This is a genomic window from Variovorax sp. YR750 (assembly GCF_900109805.1).
Classification (GTDB): Bacteria; Pseudomonadota; Gammaproteobacteria; order Burkholderiales; family Burkholderiaceae_C; genus Variovorax; species Variovorax gossypii.
This window is the reverse complement of record NZ_FOBJ01000007.1, coordinates 335445-354823: the sequence shown is the minus strand read 5'-3', so window position 1 is coordinate 354823 and position 19379 is coordinate 335445. Positions and strand designations below refer to the sequence as shown.

Genomic DNA, 19379 nt, shown 5'->3' with positions numbered 1-19379 from the left:
CCGCTCGGAAGAGGGCTGCCGACTTACTCGGCCGCCTTCTTCTTCGACGCCGTGCCGCCCGTGATGCGGTCCTTGAGCGTCAGCACCTTCGTCACGGTCGCGCCCATGCCCATGAGCTTCATGGCGGTCTCGGGCGCGAGCCGCTGCACGTCGTCGAACCATTTCATCAGCCGGTCGATCAGGTCGTGCATCTCGCGCATGCGTTCCTGTGCGTGGCGCTCGGCGTCGCTCGTGGGCGATTCGAGCAGGGCGTTGCGCAGCATCGAGAGCGTGGGTTCGATCTCGCGGCGGCGGCGCTCCTCTGCCAGCACTCGGAAGATTTCCCACACGTCGGAAGGCGCCTCGAAGTATTCGCGCCGGTCGCCCGGGTGGTGCCGCAGGTGCACCAGCCGCCAGGCCTGCAGTTCCTTCAGGCCCATGCTGACGTTGGAGCGCGAGAACTCGAGCAGCTCGGCGATCTCGTCGGCGTTGAGGGCGCGCTCCGAAAGGAAGATCAGCGCGTAGATCTGGCCGACCGTGCGGTTGATGCCCCACTTGCTGCCCATCTCCCCGAAATGGGCGACGAACTGGCGGTTGAGGGGCGGGAGATCGGAAGAGTTAGCCATGCGCCGGATTGTCGCGCGGATGGCTGTAATTCCGGAAAGTCCTGAAAACTCAATCCGGCTGCTGGCGTCGCCGGTACGAGCCCGGCGCACCGCCGGTCCAGGCCTTGAAGGCCCGCTGGAAGGCCGCGCTGTCCGCGAAGCCCAGTTCCTCGGCCAGCGCCGCGAGTGGCACGGTGCTGGTGTTGAGCCGCACGATGGCGAGGTCGCGCCGCAACTGGTCTTTCAGTGCCTGGAACGAGGTGCCCTCGGTCGCCAGGTGCCGCTGCAGCGTGCTGACCGACATGTGCAGCACGCCCGCCGTGGTCGCGAGGTCGGCCCATGCCGGGCGGTGCTGCTGCAGCACCGCGCGCACCCGGGCGCTCACCGCCTGCTCGGCCAGCCGGGGCAGGATCACGTTGGCGGGCGAGGCCGCGAGGAAGGTGCTCATCTCCTGCGCGTCGCGGTGCATCGGCGTGTCGAGCGCGCTGGCATCGAACCACACGGCCGACAGCGGCTGGTCGAACTGCAGCGGGCCCGGGAACACCTTGGCGTAGCCGTCGGCATAGGGCGGCGGCTCGAAGCCGAAGTCGAAGCGCCGGGCCACCAGCCGGCCGCCGTGCAGCCATGCGAACAGCCGCCAGTACACCCGCAGCATCAGCTCGTGCAGGAAGTTCTGGTGCTTCTCGGGCTGGATGTTCAGCTGCAGCCCGAAGCCGGCGAGAGGGCCTTCGCGCAGCAGCACCAGCGAGAGATCGTCCTGCAGCAGGCTGAAGGTGCGGGCCACGCGGCGCAACGCCACCTCGAAGGTGCGCGCGCCCAGCGTGGAGCGCGTCATCAGCGCGAAGCTGCCGCAGCGCAGGCGTCGCGTGAGGAAGCCCAGCGCCTCGTCGTCCATGCGTTCCATCAGCAGCGCGAAGAGGGCCACGTACTGCTCGGCCGTGACGCGGGCGCCGGCTTCGTCGAGCAGCGCCGGGGCGATGCCCGCGTCTTCCAGCGCCTTGCCGACGTCGACCAGCGCCTCGCCCGGTCGGGCGCGGATGCCCGACAGCATGCCGAGGACGAAGGCGATCGGGATGGTGACGGGCGGCTGCAGCATGTCTCTGTCGATTGACCTTTTCTGCCATGCGATCGAAGCGAAGTGCAATCGCCGGGCGGCGGCTGGATTTCTACCATGCGTCTGCACAAGAACGAGACGGAGACAAACCCATGTACCTGACCCAGGGCCTTCACCGGGCCGTGCAGCAGCGCCCCGACGCCATTGCCGTGCGCTTCGCCGGCCGCGCCCGGACTTTCCGAGACTTCGCCGAACGCGTGGCGCGCCTGGCCGGCGCGCTGCAGCGGCTGGGCATGCAGGCGGGCGACCGCGTTGCCATGCTGTCGCTCAACTCCGACCGCTATCTGGAGTACCAGATGGCCGTGCCCTGGGGCGGCGGCGTGCTCAACCCCTGCAACATCCGCTGGTCGGCCGCCGAGATCCTGTATTCGCTGGAAGACTCCGGCTCCGGCATCCTGCTGGTCGACGAGACCTTCCGGCCCGTGGTCGAGCAGATGCGAGGCCAGTCGAAGAGCCTGCGCGAAGTCGTCTACTGCGGCGACGGCCCGGTGCCCTCCGGCATGCACAGCTACGAGGGCTTGATCGACGCTGCGGCCCCGGTGCCCGACGCCGTGCGACGAGGCGAGGACCTGGCCGGGATCTTCTACACCGGCGGCACCACCGGCTTCCCCAAGGGCGTGATGCTGAGCCACACCAACATCTGCAGTTCGGCGCTCGCGGCGCAGGCCGAAGGGCTGGCGCCTGCCGATGGTTGCTACCTGCATGCCGCGCCGATGTTCCACCTGGCCGACATGGGCCTGGCCACGCCGCACTGGTTCACGGGCAACACCCACACCATCATTCCGATGTTCACCCCCGAGGGCGTGCTCGACGCGATCCAGCGCGACCGCGTGACCAGCCTGCTGCTGGTGCCCACCATGATCCAGATGCTGGTGGACCACCCCGCGATGCGGGAGCCGCGCGACCTGGGCAGCCTGAAGAACATCACCTACGGCGCATCGCCGATTTCCGAGGCGGTGCTCAACCGCGCGATGGAGGCTTTCCCGGGCGTGGGCTTCGTGCAGGCCTATGGCATGACGGAGCTGTCGCCCATCGCCACGCTCCTGCCCGCCGAACTGCACACCGCGGAGGGCCGCAAGCGCGGCAAGCTGCGCTCGGCCGGCCGTGCCGCCGTGTGCATGGAAGTGCGCGTGGTCGACGCGGACGACAACGAAGTGCCGCGCGGCACCGTCGGCGAGGTGGCGGTGCGCGGCCCCAACGTGATGCAGGGCTACTGGAACAAGCCCGAGCAGACGGCCGCCGCACTGCGCGACGGCTGGATGCATACCGGCGACGGCGCCTACATGGACGACGACGGCTTCATCTTCGTGGTCGATCGCATGAAGGACATGATCATCAGCGGCGGCGAAAACGTCTATTCGGCCGAGGTAGAGAACGCCATCAACCAGCATCCCGCGGTGGCCGCATGCGCGGTCATCGGCATCCCGAGCGACGAGTGGGGCGAGGCGGTGCATGCCGTGCTGGTGCTCAAGCCGGGGCAGGGCGTGCAGGCCGAGGCGCTGATTGCCCATTGCAAGACGCTGATCGCGGGCTACAAGTGCCCGCGCAGCGTGGCCATCGTCGATGCGCTGCCGCTCTCGGGTGCCGGCAAGGTGCTGAAGACCCGGCTGCGAGAGCCCTTCTGGCAGGGCCGGCAGCGAAGCGTGGCCTGAGCCCGTTCAATCTTTTCTTCGAACTTCCAAGGAGCCTTTCATGAGTCAAGACGTTCACGTGGTCGGGGTCGGCATGATCCCGTTCACCAAGCCGGGCGCGAACCAGCCCTATCCGCAGATGGCCGCGCATGCCACCAACGCCGCGCTGAAGGACGCCGGCATCGGCTACGAGCTGGTGCAGCAGGCCTACGTGGGCTACGTGTACGGCGACTCCACCGCCGGCCAGCGCGCGTTGTACGAGGTGGGCATGACCGGCATTCCGGTCGTCAACGTCAACAACAACTGCTCCACCGGCTCGACCGCGCTCTTCCTCGCGCGCCAGGCCGTGGCCAGCGGCGCGGCCGACTGCGTGCTGGCGCTGGGCTTCGAGCACATGAGCCCCGGCGCGCTCGGCGCGGTGTTCAACGACCGGCCCAGCCCCTTCGACCACTTCGAGAACATCACCGACGAGCTGGTCGGCAACGAGCAGGTGCCGCTCGCGCTGCGCTACTTCGGCGGCGCCGGGTTGGCGCACATGCAGCAGTACGGCACGCAGATGTCGACCTTCGCGAAGATCCGCGCCAAGGCCAGCCGGCATGCGTCGAACAACCCGGTGGCGCTGTTCCGCACCGTCGTCACCGAAGAGGAAGTGATGGCCGCGCCCGTCATGTGGCCCGGTGTGATGACGCGGCTGATGGCCTGCCCGCCCACCTGTGGTGCGGCGGCGGCCATCGTGTGCTCGCCGCGCTTCGCCGAGCGTCACGGGCTCGACCGCAGCGTGCGCATCAAGGCGCAGGCCATGACCACCGACCGTCCCATCACCTTCGAGAGCCGCGACATGCGCGAGGTGGTCGGCTTCAGCATGGCGCAGGAGGCCGCGCAGAAGGTGTACGACGCGGCCGGCGTCGGCCCGCAGGACGTGGACGTGGTCGAGCTGCACGACTGCTTCGCGCACAACGAGCTCATCAGCTACGAGGCGCTGGGCCTGTGCCCGGTGGGCGGTGCGGAGAAGTTCGTGGTGGACGGCGACAACACCTACGGCGGCAAGGTCGTCACCAATCCGTCGGGTGGTCTGCTGTCGAAGGGGCATCCGCTCGGTGCCACAGGGCTGGCCCAGTGCACGGAGCTGGTCCAGCAGCTTCGCGGCACGGCCGACAAGCGGCAGGTGGAGGGCGCGCGGCTCGCGCTGCAGCACAACCTCGGGCTGGGCGGAGCCTGCGTGGTGACGCTCTACGAACGCGTCTGAGAAAGGCCGGCAGATGATCGACAAGAAGTGGATCGGCCACGAGCTGCCCGCATCGGTGCTGCCCATCGAGCGCAGCCGGCTGCAGTTCTTCGCCAAGGCAATCGGCGAGACAGATCCCGTCTACACCGATGCCGCCGCCGCGCGCGATGCCGGCTACCCCGACCTGCCCGCGCCGCCGACGTTCCTGTTCGCGGCCGAGCTGGATTCGGGCGCCTCCGACCGGCTGCTGGCCGACCTTGGCATTCCGCTGTCGAAGCTGCTGCACGGCGAGCAGGGCTTCAGTTACCACAAGCCGGCCTGCGTGGGCGACATCGTGACGGTGCGCTCCACCATCACGGACATCTACGACAAGAAGAACGGCGCGCTCGAGTTCGTCGTGAAGACATCGCGCGCCACCAACCAGCGCGACGAGCTGGTCGCCGAGCTGCGCGCGGTGATCGTCTGCCGCCATTGACGAAGGAACCCGCACCGATGAACGCACCGACCTACAACGCCGTGAAGATCGGCGACGAGCTGCCCGCGCTGCAGCTGTCGCCCGTGAACCGCACCACGCTCGCGCTGTTTGCGGGCGCTTCGGGCGACCACAACCCCATCCACATCGACACCGACTTCGCTCGCAAGTCCGGCATGCCCGACGTGTTCGCGCAGGGCATGCTGGGCATGGCCTGGCTGGGCCGGCTGCTCACGCAGTGGGCGCCGCAGTCGCAGCTGCGCCGCTTCGACGTGCGCTTCCAGGGCATCACGCACCTGGGCCACGCGGTGCGCTGCGGCGGGCGCGTGATCGAGAAGCTCGAGCACGAAGGCGAGCGCTGCGTGCGCGTGGAAGTGCACAGCACCAATCAATACGGGCAGACGCGCATCGCCGGCGAGGCGCTGGTCGCGCTGCGCTGAATCACATCGACAATGAAAGAACAGAGACATGACACTCAAGCTCGACGGCAAGGTCGCCCTCATCACCGGTTCGGGCCGCGGCATCGGCCGGGCCATTGCGCTCAAGCTGGCTTCGGAGGGCGCGCGCATCGTCGTCAACGACCTTGACGCCGGGCCGGCGGAAGAAACGGTGCAGGAAATCCGTGCGGCCGGTGGCCAGGCCGTGGCCTGCACGGGCAGCGTGGCCGCGCCCGACTTCGCCGAGCGCTTCGTCGGCACGGCGGTGAGCGAATTCAAGGGCCTGGACATCGTCGTCAACAACGCCGGCTACACCTGGGACAGCGTGGTGCAGAAGATGACCGACGAGCAGTGGTACGCCATGATCGACGTGCACCTGACCGCGCCGTTCCGCATCCTGCGAGCGGCGCAGCCGGTGATCCGCGCGCTGTCGAAGGCCGAGACCGAGGCGGGCCGGCGCGTGGTGCGCAAGGTGGTCAACATCTCGTCGGTGGCGGGCCTCTTCGGCAATGCGGGGCAGGCGAACTACTCGGCGGGCAAGGCCGGCATCGTCGGCCTCACGCAGACGCTGGCCAAGGAGTGGGGCCGCATGAACGTCACCGTCAACTGCGTGGCCTTCGGCTTCATCCAGACACGGCTGACCGCGAGCACCGCCGAGGCATCCACCGCGAACATCGAGGGGAGAGAGATCAAGGTGGGCATCAACCCGGGCCTGCTGGCGATGATGGAGCAGTCGATTCCGCTGGGACGCGGCGGCACGCCCGAGGAGGCGGCCGGCGCGGTGTACCTGCTGTGCGCGCCGGAGTCGGACTACGTGAGCGGCCAGACGCTGATGTGCACCGGCGGCCTCACGGGGATCTGAGCATGAACATCAGCGAAGGCATCGCCTGGGGCGTGGAGGCGGATGTCGGCCGCATCGTGCTGAAGCGGCCCGAGCGCGCGAATGCCCTTGGCGTCGCAAGTGGTCGCGCCCTGGTGCAGGCCATCGATGAAGTGCTGGAACAGAGGCCGCGTGCCATCCTGTTGACCGGCGAGGGCAAGGTGTTCTGCGCCGGTGGCGCCATCGATGAGTTCGTGGCGGCCGGCGAGTCGCTGCCCGAGCTGGTCAACGAGATGCTGAACGGTCTGCATCCGGCATTGCTGCGCCTGTCGAACAATCCAGCCCCGTTGGTCGTTGCTGTGAACGGCGCGGTAGGTGGCGCGGGCGTAGGCCTCGCGCTGTGCGGCGACTTCGTGCTCGCGGCCGAATCGATGAAGCTGCGAACGGGTTACGCGGCCATTGGACTGTCGCCGGATGCCGGTGCTTCGTACTTTCTCGCGCGTCGGGTGGGGCCGGTGCGTGCGCAGCAACTGCTGATGCTCAGCGACGCCATCGACAGCCGGCGCTGCCTGGCGTGGGGTGCAGTCGACGAGCTCCATCCGGACGCCGAGCTCGCAGGCGCCGCCGAAGCACTCGCCACGCGGCTCGCTCAAGGTGCGAGCGGTTCGTTCGCGGCGATCAAGACCCTGTGCGCCGGCGCACCCGGCCGGCCTTTCGCGGAGCACCTGGCGCTGGAACACAAGCTGCTGCGCGAGCGCGCCGGTAGCGCGGATGCGCGCGAGGGAGTGGCCGCCTTCATGGCGAAGCGCGCTCCGCGCTTTACCGGAGCCTGAAGGCGCAGCCGGGTTCAGCTGTTGCGCTTGAACAGCTTCGCGATGCCCCACAGCGCCGCGCCGCCGGCCACCACCGCCAGCTTCGCGAACTTGGCCAGGAAGGCCGCGATGATCGCGAACAGGCCCAGCTTCTTCACCGCCGCGCCGGCCACCAGCGCTGCGAGGCCATAGGCGGCGACCTTGTCGGTGGACGAGTTGAAGTCGGCGTACTTCTTGCCGTCGTCGTACTGGATCGCGCCGAGCAGCTTGCTCGCGTCGGGCTTGTACTTGTCGAGGTCCTTCGCGTTGGTGATGAGGTTCAGGCTCAGGTAGCCCTCGCGGCCCAGCGCGTAGGTGTTGTAGTTGACGCCCTGGTTGCCGTCGGTGGCGCCCTTGCGCTTCGACAGTGCCGACCACACCAGGCGGTGCGAGGAGGCGTCGTACTGCGGCTTCTGCGCCCAGCCCGTCACCTCGATGGACGGGATGCCGCGCTTGGCGCGTTCCTCGTTCGCGGCCTCGGTTCCTTCCCTCAGGCTCTTGAGCAGGTCGTCGGCGTTCCAGTCCTTCGCGTCGTCGTCCTTGATGTAGCCCTCCTTCACGAACTTCACCACGGCCATCCAGTCGGCGTCGTCGGCGGGAAAGATCGCGCCGATGAAGGTGTCGTCGGTGCGGTTGCCCATGCTGCGCATGAGCTGCGCGGCGGCGGGCGTCGGCACCCACACGTAGCCGGCGGGCAGGTGCAGCTGGGCTTGGTCGCGCAGGGTGATGTCGACGGGGCCGACCTTTTACACGGCCTTGGCGGCCTTGAATGCGGCGTCCTGTTCGGCTTCGAGCGAGCTGGCCGTCGAGGCTTGGGCGGAAGGGGTTGACGGGGTGGTGCTCGGCGATGCGGCTTGGCTGGTTTGCGCCACGAAAGCGGCGCACGCGAGCAGCACGCCGGCCGTCAGGCGGGCGGTTTGAATACGCAAGTTCTCTCTCCTCGGTTGTTATCAGTCTGGTGAGCCGAGGGAGTTTAAAGAACTCAGGTGTCGCTCCACTTCCGCAGAAGGTTGTGATACGTGCCCGTGAGCGTGCGGCGGGCCGATTCGTCGGCGCCGCTCTGGTTGAGGCGCTGGATGGCGTTGTCCATGTCGAAGAGCAGCGCGCGGTCGCCGGCGTCGCGCACCAGGCTCTGCACCCAGAAGAAGCACGCGAGCCGCACGCCGCGCGTGATGGGCGTCACCTGGTGCAGACTGGTGGCGGGGTAGAGCACCATGTCGCCGGCCGAGAGCTTCACCGTCTGCATGCCGTGGGTGTCTTCCATCTGCAGCTCGCCGCCGTCGTAGCTGTCGGCTTCCGACAGGAAGATCGTGGCCGAGAGATCGGTGCGCAGCTTGCGGCCGGTGCGTGGGTCGATGCGCACGCCGCCATCCACGTGCAGGCCGAAGCGCATGCCTTCGCCGTAGCGGTTGAACATCGGCGGATACAGCAGGTTGGGCAGTGCCGCGCTGATGAAGGTCGGATGCCGCTCGAGTGCGCTCGCCACGATGGACTGGCATTCGAACGCGACCTGCGAGCCTTCGTCGATCTGCTGGTTGAACTTGACCGGCGCGCCCTGGTGGCCGGCGGTGATGCGGCCGTCCACCCAGGCGTCGCCCGCCGCTTCGAGGCGCGTGCGGATCGCCGCGAGCGCCTCGCGGTCGAGGATGCCGGGAATGCAGACCAGCATGGCGTGTCTTTCTCGAAGGCTTCCGAAGCCCGGTCAGAGCCGGTAGACGAACGACAGCGTCGCGGATCGGCCCGAGCCCGGCACCGCACGGCCGCCGTCCGAGGGAATCAGCGCGTCGTAGTAATGGCGGTTGGCCAGGTTGAACAGGTTCAGCCGGATGTCGTACTTCGGCTGATGGTAAGCCAGCATCGCATCGAGCCGCACGTAGCCGCCGACCTGCACGAGATCGGTGTTGTTGGCGAAGCGCTTCGCGCTGTAGGTGGTGCCGCCGCCGATCTCCCACTCGGGCGTGATCGCGTAGGTGGCCCACAGGCTGGCCGCGTCCTTCGGCGTGTTGGCGGGCACCTTGCCGAGCGTGCCCGGCGCGATGCCGTCGACGATGGTCGCGTCCAGGTGCGTGTAGGCGCCGAAGAGCTGCAGCTTGTCGGTGACGCGGCCCGCGACGCCGGCGCGCGCGCCGTTCACGCGCACCGTGCCCGTCGCGCTGTAGGTGCCGTCGCTGTTCTGCGAGCGCGCGTTGGTCTGCGTGATCTGGAAGGCCGCGGCCGTCAGCGAGAGGTTGCCGTCGTTGAAGTCCCACTTGCCGCCGAGCTCGTAGGCCTTGTTCTTCTGCGGCGGCAGCGGCTGCGTGGCGCCCGTGGTGGCCACGAGCTGTTCGAGCGAAGGGTTGAACGAGGTGCTGTACGACACGTAGTACGACTGCTCGGCCGTGGGCTGCCAGATCGCGCCGGCGCGCACGCTGGTGAAGTCGACGGTCTGGCTCTCGGTGGCGAGCGTGGTCGCTGTCGGAATGGTGTTGTAGATGCGTGCGCTGTAGTGGTCCTGCCGCACGCCGGCCACCAGCTTCCACTGCGGGCTCAGCTCGATGGTGTCGTTCACGTAGCCCGCCACGGTGGTCGCGTGCGCGGTAGCCAGGTTGCCGGGCAGCGAGGGCGCGGTGGCCGGCGTGTCGCCCTGGTAGGGCGCGAGCAGCGGAGAGCAGGTGGCATAGCCGCTGGTGCCGCCGGCCGGGTTCAGCGCCACGCCCGCGCAGGTGCCGTTGCGGTAGTAGGCCTGGTTGCTGTAGGTATCGTGGCCCAGTTCCAATCCTGCGAGCAGCGTGTGCTTGATGGAGCCGGTAGTGAACTTCGTGCTGAGCTCGGTCAGGTTGAACAGCGACTTGTCGCGGATCGTGCGGTCGTGGCTCTGCTGCCGCACCCACAGGCTGCTCAATGGCAGCGACGAGAACGCGGCCGCCGGCACGGTCGTGGTGCCGGTGGAAAACGGCGTGAACACGCCCTTGGCCGACAGCGTGCCGATGCTCTGCGGCGCGGTCTCGCGCGCGTCGGTCGTCACGTCGTTGTATTGCGTCTGGTTGCGGATCGAGGTGTCGGGCGTGAGTTTGTGCTGCACCACCGCGCTGAAGGCCTGGATGTCGGAGATCGTGCGGTCGTCGCTGAAGCCGTAGGCCGTGTCGCGGTCGACCTTCACCGGGTGGCCGTTGAGCGGCGGCAGGCCGTAGTCGGGCTGGTCGCGGTTGTGCTGCACCAGCGCCGAGAGCGTGACCTGCGTGGGCGTGTTGATGCCGAACTTCAGCGAGGCGTCGAGGCCGAAGTCCTTCAGCTTCGTCTGCTCGCGCGTGCTGGCGTCGCCCTGCTGGCCCATGGCCGCGATGCGGAAGGCCGAGGTTTCGGACATCGGGCGGTTGATGTCGATGGTCGAGCGAACGAGCCCGGTGGTGCTCGCCGACACCGAGACCTCGCCCGCGGGCGTGAGCGAAGGCTTCTTCGTGACCTGGTTGACCACGCCGCCGGTGGAGCCGCGCCCGAACAGCATCGACGACGGGCCCATCAGCACCTCGACCGATTCGAGCGCGAAGGTGTCGCGGTAGTACTGCGCGCGGTCGCGGGCGCCGTCGAGGTAGACGTCGGTGCGCGCCGAGAAGCCGTTGAGGTTGATGTTGGTGCCGATCTGCCCACCCTCGGCTCCGCCGATGGTCAGGCCCGGCACGTTGCGCAGCGCGCTCGCGAGCGAGGTCGCGCCCTGCGACTGCATCACGGCCTGGTTGATCACCGTGATGGACTGCGGCGCGTCGCGCAGGTCGGCCGGCAGGCGGTTGAGCGAGGACGCGTTGGCGCCGAAGCCGGTCTTGTCCTGCGTGCCCTGCACCTGCACTTCGCGCAGCGTGGAGGGGACGGAAGTGCCGGGGGCCTGGGAGGATGCAGCGGGCTGCGTTTGTTCTGGCTGTTGCTGGGCGAATGCCGCGGGGAGGGACGAAGCGCACAGCCCGATCAGGGCAAGTGCGATGGGCGTGCGGCGGCGCATCGGGCGGGTGGAACGGGTCATCGTGGAGCCTTCGGGGCTGCAAACAAAAGCAGCACGGGCCGGGATTCTGGCTGCGAATGACTCTTGTTTGTAGCTTTCCTCGGCCGGGTGTTTGGCCGGGGAGACAGCTCGCAGTCTTTACGTTCCAGGTCAGGTGGGGGACAGGTTGCCGTGAGCTGTCTCTCGCCAAGAATTGCGCAACTTGCCGCGTTGGTTGCCTGAAATCGACGCCCACTCCCTCTATTTGTCCTTTTTTGTAACGGCGCTGCGGCACACTGTCAGGCCGTTGATGGCACTGCAAGCAACTTATTTCGATGACGACGACCTCCACTTCGCTCCAGACTTCCGCAGAACACGTGCGCCAGGCGATCAGAGCCGCCACTACAGGCCTCATCGGTCGAGAGCAGCTGGCAGAGCTGATCGTTCTGTCCGCTGTGGCCCAGGAGCATCTGCTCGTGGTCGGGCCGCCCGGCACGGCAAAGAGCGCGGTGGTGCGGCGGGTGGCCCAGAGCCTGGGCGGCCGGTACTTCGAATACCTGCTTGGGCGCTTCACCGAACCGTCGGAGCTGTTCGGCCCGGTTGATCTGAACAAGCTGCGCGCCGGCACGGTCGAGACGGACGTGAGCGGCATGCTGCCCGAGGCCGATGTGGCCTTTCTCGACGAGGTGTTCCTGGGTTCCACCGCCATCCTCAATACGCTGCTTGGGGTGCTCAACGAGCGCCGATTCCGCCGCGGTCATACCCAGCTGCACTGCCCGCTGCGCGTGTGCGTCGGAGCAGCCAATGCGCTGCCCGACGACGAAGGTCTGGCGGCATTCGGCGACCGTTTCCTGCTGCACGTGTTCATCGAGCCGTTGCCAGACCACCAGCTCGAAGCCATGCTGAGCGGCGGCTGGAAGTCGGACCATGCACCTGTGGCCACCGGCGGTGCGCTGGCCGACCTCGATGTTCTGTGCCACCAGCTCAGGCAAGTCGATCTGGGCGGCGTGCAGCCGGCGCTGGCCAATGCCATCCGCAAGCTGCGCCAGGCGGGCGTGCAGCTGTCGGACCGGCGCATTGTCAAGTCGCAGCGCTTGCTGGCCGCTGCCGCCGTCCTGGCCGGCCGGCTTGAAACTACCGAGGCAGATCTTTGGCCTCTGTTGTATGTGCTGCCGACGCACGAAGCACAGCAGAGCGCGCGCGATGTGCTGCGGGACGCATTCGCCAATGCCACGCATCCTCATTTGCTGAGCGCAGTGGAAGAGGCCACGCTGCAGCCGCTGTCCCGCGCCGTGCGGTTGGCTGAGACCGCGCGAGCCTGCCTTGCTGCGGAGCCTTCGTCGGTACGCTCGCAAGCCGAGGGTGTGTTGCGCGAGATCGACGCCAACTTCAGCAGCGAACTGTTGCCCGAGACCCTGACCGAATTGCGTGCCCAGCTTGTCGACCGCCTGGCTGCCACTGCATGAGCGCCGTGGTGCCGCTCGAATGGCGTTGGCGTCCACGTGCCGAGCCGCTGCCCGCGCGTGCGGCCGTGGCTTGGGGCACAGCCGCGGGTGCGCTGCATGCGCGACTCTTGCAACTCGTGCCCGAACAGCAGGCCGGCCTGTCCGCAATGGCTGGGCCTGAGTTGCTGGTGGTCACGGGCGAGACCGATGCACTGCCTTGGGTCGATGGCATTGCCTATGCAGGGCCGGCCACCGATGCGCCCGGCTTGTGGCTGCCCACGATCGAAGAGCCCGGTCTTGCCCTGGACCTGATTGCGCGGAGCCTGCAGCGCGAGCATCCGAAGCGCCAGCCCCTGTTGCTGTGGTCCCGGCCGGCGTTCGTTCTTCCACTCGACAGGCTGCTGCCGCTGTCGCCCGCGCTGCTCGCGCGCATAGGTGCGCACTGGAGCGGTGGGCGCGCATGAACACGATCACCGAGCTCCCCGATGCGCTGAAGCCGTGGAGTCCCTGGCTCGACTGGTTCGCACCGGAGATGGCGGCCGAACTGGGCGCCCTGGTGCAGCGCATGCAGCCGCTGTTGGGCCGTTTCCGAGGCCGTACGCGTGGTGGCGCGCCCGAGCCTGAAGGACTCGACGACCTGCGCCGTCGCGGCCCCTATGAGCGCCTGCTCGCCACCGAGTGGCTGCTGGCTGACGAGCTGCCCGACGAGTTTCTGCGTCGCGCGGCTTCCAGCGAGCACCTGTTCCTGGCGCCGCGTCCCCGGGCACGCGAGGCGGAAAAGAGCATTGTCGCCATCTTCGACGCTGGGCCGCGGCAGTTCGGTGCCCCACGGCTCGGGCAGCTTGCACTCTGGATACTGCTTGCAAGGCGCGCGGCGCAGATCGGTGGCGTGTTCCAGTGGGGCGTGCTGCAGTTGCCGGGCGGACTGGACGGCTCGCACGACGCGAAACAGCTGCGTTCGTTGCTCAGGGCGCGCGACTTTGATGTAGCTACTCCCGCGCATGAAAGCGCTTGGCGCGAAGTACTGGCCGGACTGGACCAGGCGCCGGGAGAGAGCTGGCTTGTCGGTGCGGCGCCCGCGGAGCAGCCCGCGGACGAGCGCTGGACCAGCCATCGTGTATGCCTGCAGCGGGCCGTGCTCGGCGACGTGCTGGATGTTTCGCTGAGCGATAGCGGGGGGCCGCGTCGCGCGCAACTGCCTTTGCCGTCGGCGAAGGTAGGTGTTCCGCTTCTGCGTGGTGAATTCACGCAGAGGGCATCGACCATCTTGCATCGGCACCATCGCGGGCGCATTTCGTTGCAGCGGCCGCCGGTCATTTCGCCGTCCGGTACGCACGTCGCGGTGCAACTGCTCGACGAGCCGGGCATGCTGGTGTTCGCGGTGCCGCCAGCCGGGCAGCGCAAGGCGGCCAAGCCCAAGTACCAATACTGGGGCCAGATGCTCGTGCCATTGGCGGTCTTGCTTCTGGGCAAGCGCGCGGGGGCCCTTCTGAGCTACGAGCGTTCGATGTACTTCTGGCAGGTGCCCGGGCTCGGGAACTTCGTCGCCCCCGACACCCAGGAGTTCCGCGCACCACCGGGGTTGGCGGTCTGGCTGTCTTCCGCGTGGCTGCACGACAGGGAGCACCAGCGCGTCTGCATGATCGACCGCGACGGCAAGCTCGTGATCTGGAATGTGCAGCCGGGTGTCAGGCCAAACCCCGAGTCCGGAGCGCCGACCCTGGTCGAGAGCAAGGTTGTCGGCATGCTGCAATGGTCCGAGCTCGGCGTGGTTTATTTGGCCGTTCATGACAACCGATTGGTGCTTCAACGTCTGGGCGCGTCAGGCGGGCCGGCACCGATCCAGGTGATCGGCACTCGAGCCGACGAAACACGGGTGCTCTTTGCAAACGCCTGGCAGTGGCGCAACGGCGTGGGCGGCGTGGCGCTGCGCGTTGTGGCCAGGCCTCACGAGGTCTGGCGCATCCATCAGCCCGATCCGGCGTCCGCCGGCGGCCAGCATGGCCGATATCCCCAGAAATGGAAGACCTTCGAGGTGCGTGCATCGCGCGCCGAAGCGTTGATCGACGACAGCACGCGCGGTCGCTATGCGCTGCTGAGCCTGTCCCCGTCGCTCGACGGGCTGGATCTGCACGCGCAGGACGGTATCGAAACCATCTACAAGGCGCCCGAACGCATCGAGCGGATCAGCGTGTGCCCCGGTACTGGACTGGCCGTCATGCTGACCGTGCACAAGAAGATCATCGTCTACGCGGTACCCCAGCGGTCGCTGCGCGCGGTGCTGCATGGCGAAGGAGCGAGCAGCGATGCCACGCCTGCCTGAGATACCTTCAATGCCCGCCGCGCAAGTGCGCCATCCGTTGCTCAGGGGACGACAGTCGGTGGCCGGACTCTGGTTTCCTTCAGGCTGGTTCGACGAGGGCGTGCGCTCCCGCCGCATCGTCGATGCCTGGCATGTCGGCGCTCAGGCGTTTCGTTTCGTCGAGGGCGATCTGCTGCGCTTCGCTTTCCCGATTTCACTCGATTGCGACTCTGCGACCGGCTGGCCGCTGCGCAGGGAAGGGCAGGCGCTCTGTTCCGCCGAACTGGACCCCGCCGAGCGCGCCGGCTTGCCGTCGGCCGATGTCTGGCTGGTGCATGGCGGTGAGGTGCAGGTTCTGCGGCTCGCGGATGCAGAACCGCTCGATCCGTCGCTTTGGCTGACTCCCGGTCCGGTCCTGCTCGACACTTTCGATTGCCGCGAAACCTTGCCCGAACCCGTCGTGCTCGATGCCGACGGGCGCACGTTGCGCGAAGTGCTCGGCGACGCCGTGCCACCGGCCAGTGCGGCGCAGGCCGAGTTCCTCAAGGCAATGGCCGAACGTGCGCAGAGGGAGAAGGTCTTGAGGCAGGTTGATGCGGAGCAGAGCCTGAGCTCCGGCGGCAGCCATCATCGCGACGATGGAGCAGGGATCTCGATGCGCGCGGTGGCGTGGCTGGCCGGCATCGCTGCGGCGTTGTTTTTCGCGCGTGCGCTGTTCTACGGGTTGGAAGGCTCGTCGGCTACACGATCATCGGAGGCGCCCGTCAGAACCCATGTGGCGAGCTCGCAAGTCGACGCGTCTTCGCTGTGGATGTCGTTGATTGTGCTCGGACTGGTAGCGTTGCTGATCTGGTGGATGAGCCGCATCAACGCGCGCGGCATGAGGGGGGGCGCTGGGAGCGGGGGGCGCAGCAGGTCCGTGCCGACGCCGCGTCCGGTGGCACCGCCATCGAAGCCGCTCAAGCAACGCGGCGCCGCGCAGCCTGGCCTTTCGCGCTGGCGCGAGTGGATGACTCGTCTTGCGATCACGTCGCGACTGTCCCGCCTGCTGGGCCGCCAGCAGGCCGCCTACCTGAACCGAATGCTCAAGATGTTCGACGACGGCGATCTCGAGCAGGCGCTGCGCCATGCAATTCCGCTTGGCGGCGGCACGCAGTCGCTTGGACAGGCCTTCGGCCCGCTGGGACCGCGCGGCGACCTTTCGCTGAGCGGGGCGCTGGGGCAGACGACCAGCATCAACTTCGGCAACGAGTTCGAGACTCACCTGCGCCAGCTCTATCGCAAGACCTACGAGAAGCTGGATCGCGAAGGTCGCATCGACGAGGCAGTGTTCGTGCTGGCCGAGTTGCTGCAGGCGCGCCAGGAGGCGCTCGATTACCTCGAGAAGCACCAGCGCCATTCGCAGGCCGCCGAGCTCGCGCTGGCCTGGGACTGGCCGCCGGCAGTCATCGTTCGACTGCTGTGCCTGGCTGGCGACTGGCGCCGCGCGCTGGCCGTGGCTCGGCGCGACAACGCATTCGGCAGCGCTGTCGTGCAGATGCAGGAACGCTGGCCCGACGCGGCCAACCGCCTGCGCGACGAGTGGGGACAGGCGCTGGCACAGCAGGGAGAGTGGCTGAAGGCGGTCGACGCCGTATGGCCGGTAGCAGCGCTGCGCGAGCAGGCTGCGACCTGGCTATTGGCAGCGGAGGCTGCAGGGGGAAAGCTGGCGGCTCGCGCCCTGGTCCAGCGCGCTCTGCTGCTGCCCGACACCCTGCAAGCCTGTGCGGCACGGCTTCAATCGTTGCGCGACGATCCGCTGCTGTACGGCGAACGCGCGGCGCTGGCTGTCGCGCTGAACGCGGCATCGGAGCACACCAGTGCCTCGCGTGGGTTGGTGGCTGTGTTGATGCCCGCGTTGCTTGCCGATCAGTCTCAGGGCCTGGGGCGGCTGGACAAGAAGGCGCTGCAGTCGCTGATGCGGTTGAATGCGGACACGCTTCTGCAGGCTGATCTTCCGGGAGGCGAGTTGCCGGGCATCGAGGCCAAGCCGCTTGCCAGGCAATCGCCCGCGTTGAGATTCGAGGCACCTGCCGCGGGAGCGCACGAGGTGCTCGATGCCGTGCTGCTGGACGAAGGTCGTTACCTCGTAGCGATCGGCGAGGCTGGCGCGCTGATGACTGACGGCGCGGGACGCGTGCTGGCGCGTTTTGCCGTACCGGCTTATCGGCTGGTCGTGGCGCATAGCGGTCAGCTCGCGCTCGCGCTGGCGTCCCGCGACGGGCTATGGCGCGTGAGCCGGATCGACCTCGTGCAGCGACAGGTCAGCGACCTGGATTTGAGCGATATCGAACATTTCGCCGGTGAATTCGATGGAATTGGCTGGACGGTGGCGCGTGGGAGACGCGTTCAGGTCATCGACACGGGCAGATCCCTGCAAGACGTGCTCTGGCAGGCGAGCGACCTGCCAGGCGTGGTGACGGATCTGTCGGCTACGCGGAACGTGGAGCAATTCATCGTCGAGGACGATGTCCTGGGGCCGAGCTTGTGGCGCTACCAGTGCCCGCAACGTCGCCTGCTGAGCCGCGAACCGCTCGCGGTTTCGCCCAGTTCGATGTCGCGCCGGCTACTGCATCCGCAGTTGGGGAGTTTGATCCTGCGTGGCGAGTCGCAGGAGGACGGGCTGTTCGAACTGAGCTGGTTGGGCTTGAACGGAATGGGTGGGCAAGTCCGCTTCCTGACCACGGATCCTGGCGAGTTGCAGTCCTGGATCGACAGCGACTGGATCGTGCTGCGCCTGTTCGATGCGACGCGAGATGTGCTTTTCCGTCAGCTGCGAGGCGGGGCTGTCGGGGCATCGGTGTCCTGGCCCCCGGAGGCAGCGGTACGGGCGCGTGCCGTACCGAACGGCTGGCTGCTCTTCGACGATAAGGGCCGTGTGCTGCATCTCGATACCGAGCGCAGCACTATGGCGGGCTTCGCGATCCGCTGAGTCACTTCCAGGGCGTAGGCGCCGGCACCTCGCACACCGGCTCCACGTCGACGCTCTTGAAGTCCGCCGGCGAGACGATCTCCAGGTACTCCATGTCGGGCGAGTAGTCGAACAGAAAGTGCCGGATGCCCGGGCGCTGGTGCACCACGTCGCCGGCCTCGACCAGGGTTTCCTTGTCCTCGTACATGAAGCGAGCCCAGCCCTTGACCATGATCACGATCTGGAAGTCCGCCTCATGGCGGTGCCAGCCGGTGCCCGTTTCCGGTGCCATGTTGGCCTTGACCAGATGCGCGATCACCTTGCCGTTGGTGGCTTCGGCGACGCCCAGGTCGCGGTAGAGAAAAAAGTCACGCAAACCACCCGATACGAACTCTGTGTCGCCGGGCTTCACATGGGAGAACTGGGTGGCGGTACGGTCCAGCATGGGGCGCTCCTTCGCAGGTGGTTGGTGTTGCGGTGCAGCACGCATAAAGCGTTCCCGGGCCGGGCCCTCCGCGGCACCTCGCGCGCGAGCGAAGGGCCGTGGTTCAGCGGCTCGCGAAGCCGTCGGTCGCGCGCAGCAGCCGGTCGAGGATGCCGGGCTCCGAGTAGGCATGCCCCGCTCCCTCGATCAGGTGGAACTCCGCCTCGGGCCAGGCCTTGTGCAGCGCCCAGGCGTAGCGGGCGGGGCAGGGCATGTCGTAGCGGCCGTGCACGATCACGCCAGGAATGCCGTGCAGCCGGTGCGCGTCGCGCAGCAGCTGGCCTTCTTCGAGCCAGGCGTCGTGCACGAAGTAGTGGTTTTCCAGTCGCGCGAAGGCCAGTGCGAAATGGTCTTCGGCATGGGCCTCGGCGATCGCCGGGCTGGGCAGCAGGGTGATGGTCTCGGCCTCCCACACGCTCCAGGCGCGAGCCGCCTCGATGCGCGCCACCGGGTCGTCGCCGGTGAGCCGCTTGCGGTAGGCGGCGATCATGTCGCCGCGCTCGGCCTCGGGAATGGGGGCCTGGAACTTCTCCCACTTGTCGGGGAACATCTCCGACACGCCGAACTGGTAGTACCACTGCAACTCCGAACGGGTCACGGTGTAGATGCCGCGCAGCACCAGTTCGCTCACGCGCTCGGGGTGCTTCTGGGCGTAGGCGAGGGCGAGCGTGGAGCCCCACGAGCCGCCGAACACCAGCCATTTGTCGACGCCTGCGCGCTCGCGCAGGCGCTCGATGTCGGCGACCAGGTGCCAGGTCGTGTTGGCTTCCAGACCGGCATGCGGCAGCGAGCGGCCGCAGCCGCGCTGGTCGAACAACGTGAGGTCGTAGAGCGCGGGATCGAACAGCCGGCGGTGCTCCGGCGAGATGCCGCCGCCGGGGCCGCCGTGCAGGAACACGGCCGGCTTGGCGCCGGGCGTGCCGCAGCGCTCGTAGTAGATCTGGTGGCCGTCGCCCACGTCGAGCATGCCGCTTTCGTAGGGCTCGATCGGGGGATATGGCTGGCGCAGTTGGGGCATCGGTGCTTCCTCTGTCTGATCGTGACGGATCCCGAATCGTCGCATGGCGGGAAACATGCCTTGACGAGTCGCCGGGCCTTCCAGATACTCAACC

General features: G+C 67.8%; 16 protein-coding genes and 1 pseudogene. 10 read left to right on the top strand and 7 right to left on the bottom strand.

Translation table 11 applies throughout. The annotated features are described in order from the left end of the window. Positions 1-23: 23 nt before the first annotated feature. Together BMY35_RS17110 and BMY35_RS17105 are read right to left on the bottom strand one after the other, a co-directional pair. Positions 24-605, bottom strand: coding sequence for a GbsR/MarR family transcriptional regulator (locus BMY35_RS17110; RefSeq protein ID WP_093201309.1), 582 nt, complete (start codon positions 603-605; stop codon positions 24-26). 49 nt (positions 606-654) lie between these two features. Next, complete coding sequence (locus BMY35_RS17105; protein WP_093201307.1) at positions 655-1680, bottom strand: AraC family transcriptional regulator; 1026 nt, start codon at positions 1678-1680, stop codon at positions 655-657. Positions 1681-1790: 110 nt separating this feature from the next. Between BMY35_RS17105 and BMY35_RS17100 the strand changes: the two genes are divergently transcribed. From BMY35_RS17100 to BMY35_RS17075, 6 genes are read left to right on the top strand one after another with little or no spacing between them, the layout of a single operon-like run. Then, a complete protein-coding gene (locus BMY35_RS17100) occupies positions 1791-3350 on the top strand; it encodes a long-chain-fatty-acid--CoA ligase (RefSeq protein WP_093201304.1) in 1560 nt (519 codons plus the stop codon). Positions 3351-3390: 40 nt separating this feature from the next. Then, positions 3391-4575: a lipid-transfer protein gene (locus tag BMY35_RS17095; RefSeq protein WP_093201302.1), complete on the top strand. Its 1185-nt coding sequence runs from the start codon at positions 3391-3393 to the stop codon at positions 4573-4575. A 13-nt stretch (positions 4576-4588) separates the two neighbouring features. Further along, positions 4589-5029: a MaoC family dehydratase N-terminal domain-containing protein gene (locus tag BMY35_RS17090; RefSeq protein WP_093201299.1), complete on the top strand. Its 441-nt coding sequence runs from the start codon at positions 4589-4591 to the stop codon at positions 5027-5029. Positions 5030-5046: 17 nt separating this feature from the next. After that, the gene (locus BMY35_RS17085) at positions 5047-5466 is read left to right on the top strand and encodes a MaoC family dehydratase (RefSeq protein ID WP_093201297.1); all 420 of its coding nucleotides are present in this window, start codon (positions 5047-5049) and stop codon (positions 5464-5466) included. A gap of 28 nt (positions 5467-5494) precedes the next feature. Then, positions 5495-6325, top strand: coding sequence for an SDR family NAD(P)-dependent oxidoreductase (locus tag BMY35_RS17080; protein WP_093201294.1), 831 nt, complete (start codon positions 5495-5497; stop codon positions 6323-6325). A gap of 2 nt (positions 6326-6327) precedes the next feature. After that, complete coding sequence (locus BMY35_RS17075; RefSeq protein ID WP_093201291.1) at positions 6328-7116, top strand: enoyl-CoA hydratase-related protein; 789 nt, start codon at positions 6328-6330, stop codon at positions 7114-7116. A gap of 14 nt (positions 7117-7130) precedes the next feature. Here BMY35_RS17075 and BMY35_RS17070 read toward each other — a convergent pair. The 3 genes and pseudogenes from BMY35_RS17070 to BMY35_RS17060 all read right to left on the bottom strand — a co-directional run bounded on the left by BMY35_RS17070 (position 7131) and on the right by BMY35_RS17060 (position 11128). Continuing rightward, positions 7131-8030: pseudogene (locus BMY35_RS17070) on the bottom strand (DUF2167 domain-containing protein). Positions 8031-8116: 86 nt separating this feature from the next. After that, positions 8117-8803: a Fe2+-dependent dioxygenase gene (locus BMY35_RS17065; protein ID WP_093201289.1), complete on the bottom strand. Its 687-nt coding sequence runs from the start codon at positions 8801-8803 to the stop codon at positions 8117-8119. A 33-nt stretch (positions 8804-8836) separates the two neighbouring features. Further along, positions 8837-11128: a TonB-dependent receptor gene (locus tag BMY35_RS17060; protein WP_093201286.1), complete on the bottom strand. Its 2292-nt coding sequence runs from the start codon at positions 11126-11128 to the stop codon at positions 8837-8839. 293 nt (positions 11129-11421) lie between these two features. Here BMY35_RS17060 and BMY35_RS17055 point away from each other — a divergent pair, with 293 nt between their 5' ends. The 4 genes from BMY35_RS17055 to BMY35_RS17040 are packed head-to-tail and all read left to right on the top strand — an operon-like array spanning position 11422 to position 17804. Further along, the gene (locus tag BMY35_RS17055) at positions 11422-12552 is read left to right on the top strand and encodes an AAA family ATPase (RefSeq protein WP_093201284.1); all 1131 of its coding nucleotides are present in this window, start codon (positions 11422-11424) and stop codon (positions 12550-12552) included. Beyond that, positions 12549-12995 carry a bpX5 domain-containing protein gene (locus BMY35_RS17050; protein ID WP_093201281.1) on the top strand — a complete coding sequence of 149 codons (447 nt, stop codon included), beginning with the start codon at positions 12549-12551 and terminating at the stop codon, positions 12993-12995. Before BMY35_RS17055 ends, BMY35_RS17050 begins: the two co-directional genes overlap by 4 nt. Continuing rightward, entirely contained in the window at positions 12992-14854 is a 1863-nt protein-coding gene (locus tag BMY35_RS17045; RefSeq protein WP_093201279.1) for a hypothetical protein, read from the top strand. The genes BMY35_RS17050 and BMY35_RS17045 overlap by 4 nt, the downstream gene beginning before the upstream one ends. 10 nt (positions 14855-14864) lie before the next feature. Further along, entirely contained in the window at positions 14865-17804 is a 2940-nt protein-coding gene (locus tag BMY35_RS17040; RefSeq protein ID WP_143080697.1) for a bpX6 domain-containing protein, read from the top strand. 1 nt (position 17805) lies between these two features. On the opposite strand, the gene BMY35_RS17035 is transcribed toward BMY35_RS17040, so the two are convergent. Continuing rightward, the gene (locus BMY35_RS17035; RefSeq protein WP_093201273.1) at positions 17806-18228 is read right to left on the bottom strand and encodes a cupin domain-containing protein; all 423 of its coding nucleotides are present in this window, start codon (positions 18226-18228) and stop codon (positions 17806-17808) included. Positions 18229-18331: 103 nt separating this feature from the next. Beyond that, positions 18332-19285 carry a prolyl aminopeptidase gene (gene pip / locus BMY35_RS17030; protein WP_093201271.1) on the bottom strand — a complete coding sequence of 318 codons (954 nt, stop codon included), beginning with the start codon at positions 19283-19285 and terminating at the stop codon, positions 18332-18334. Between the last annotated feature and the right edge of the window lie 94 nt (positions 19286-19379).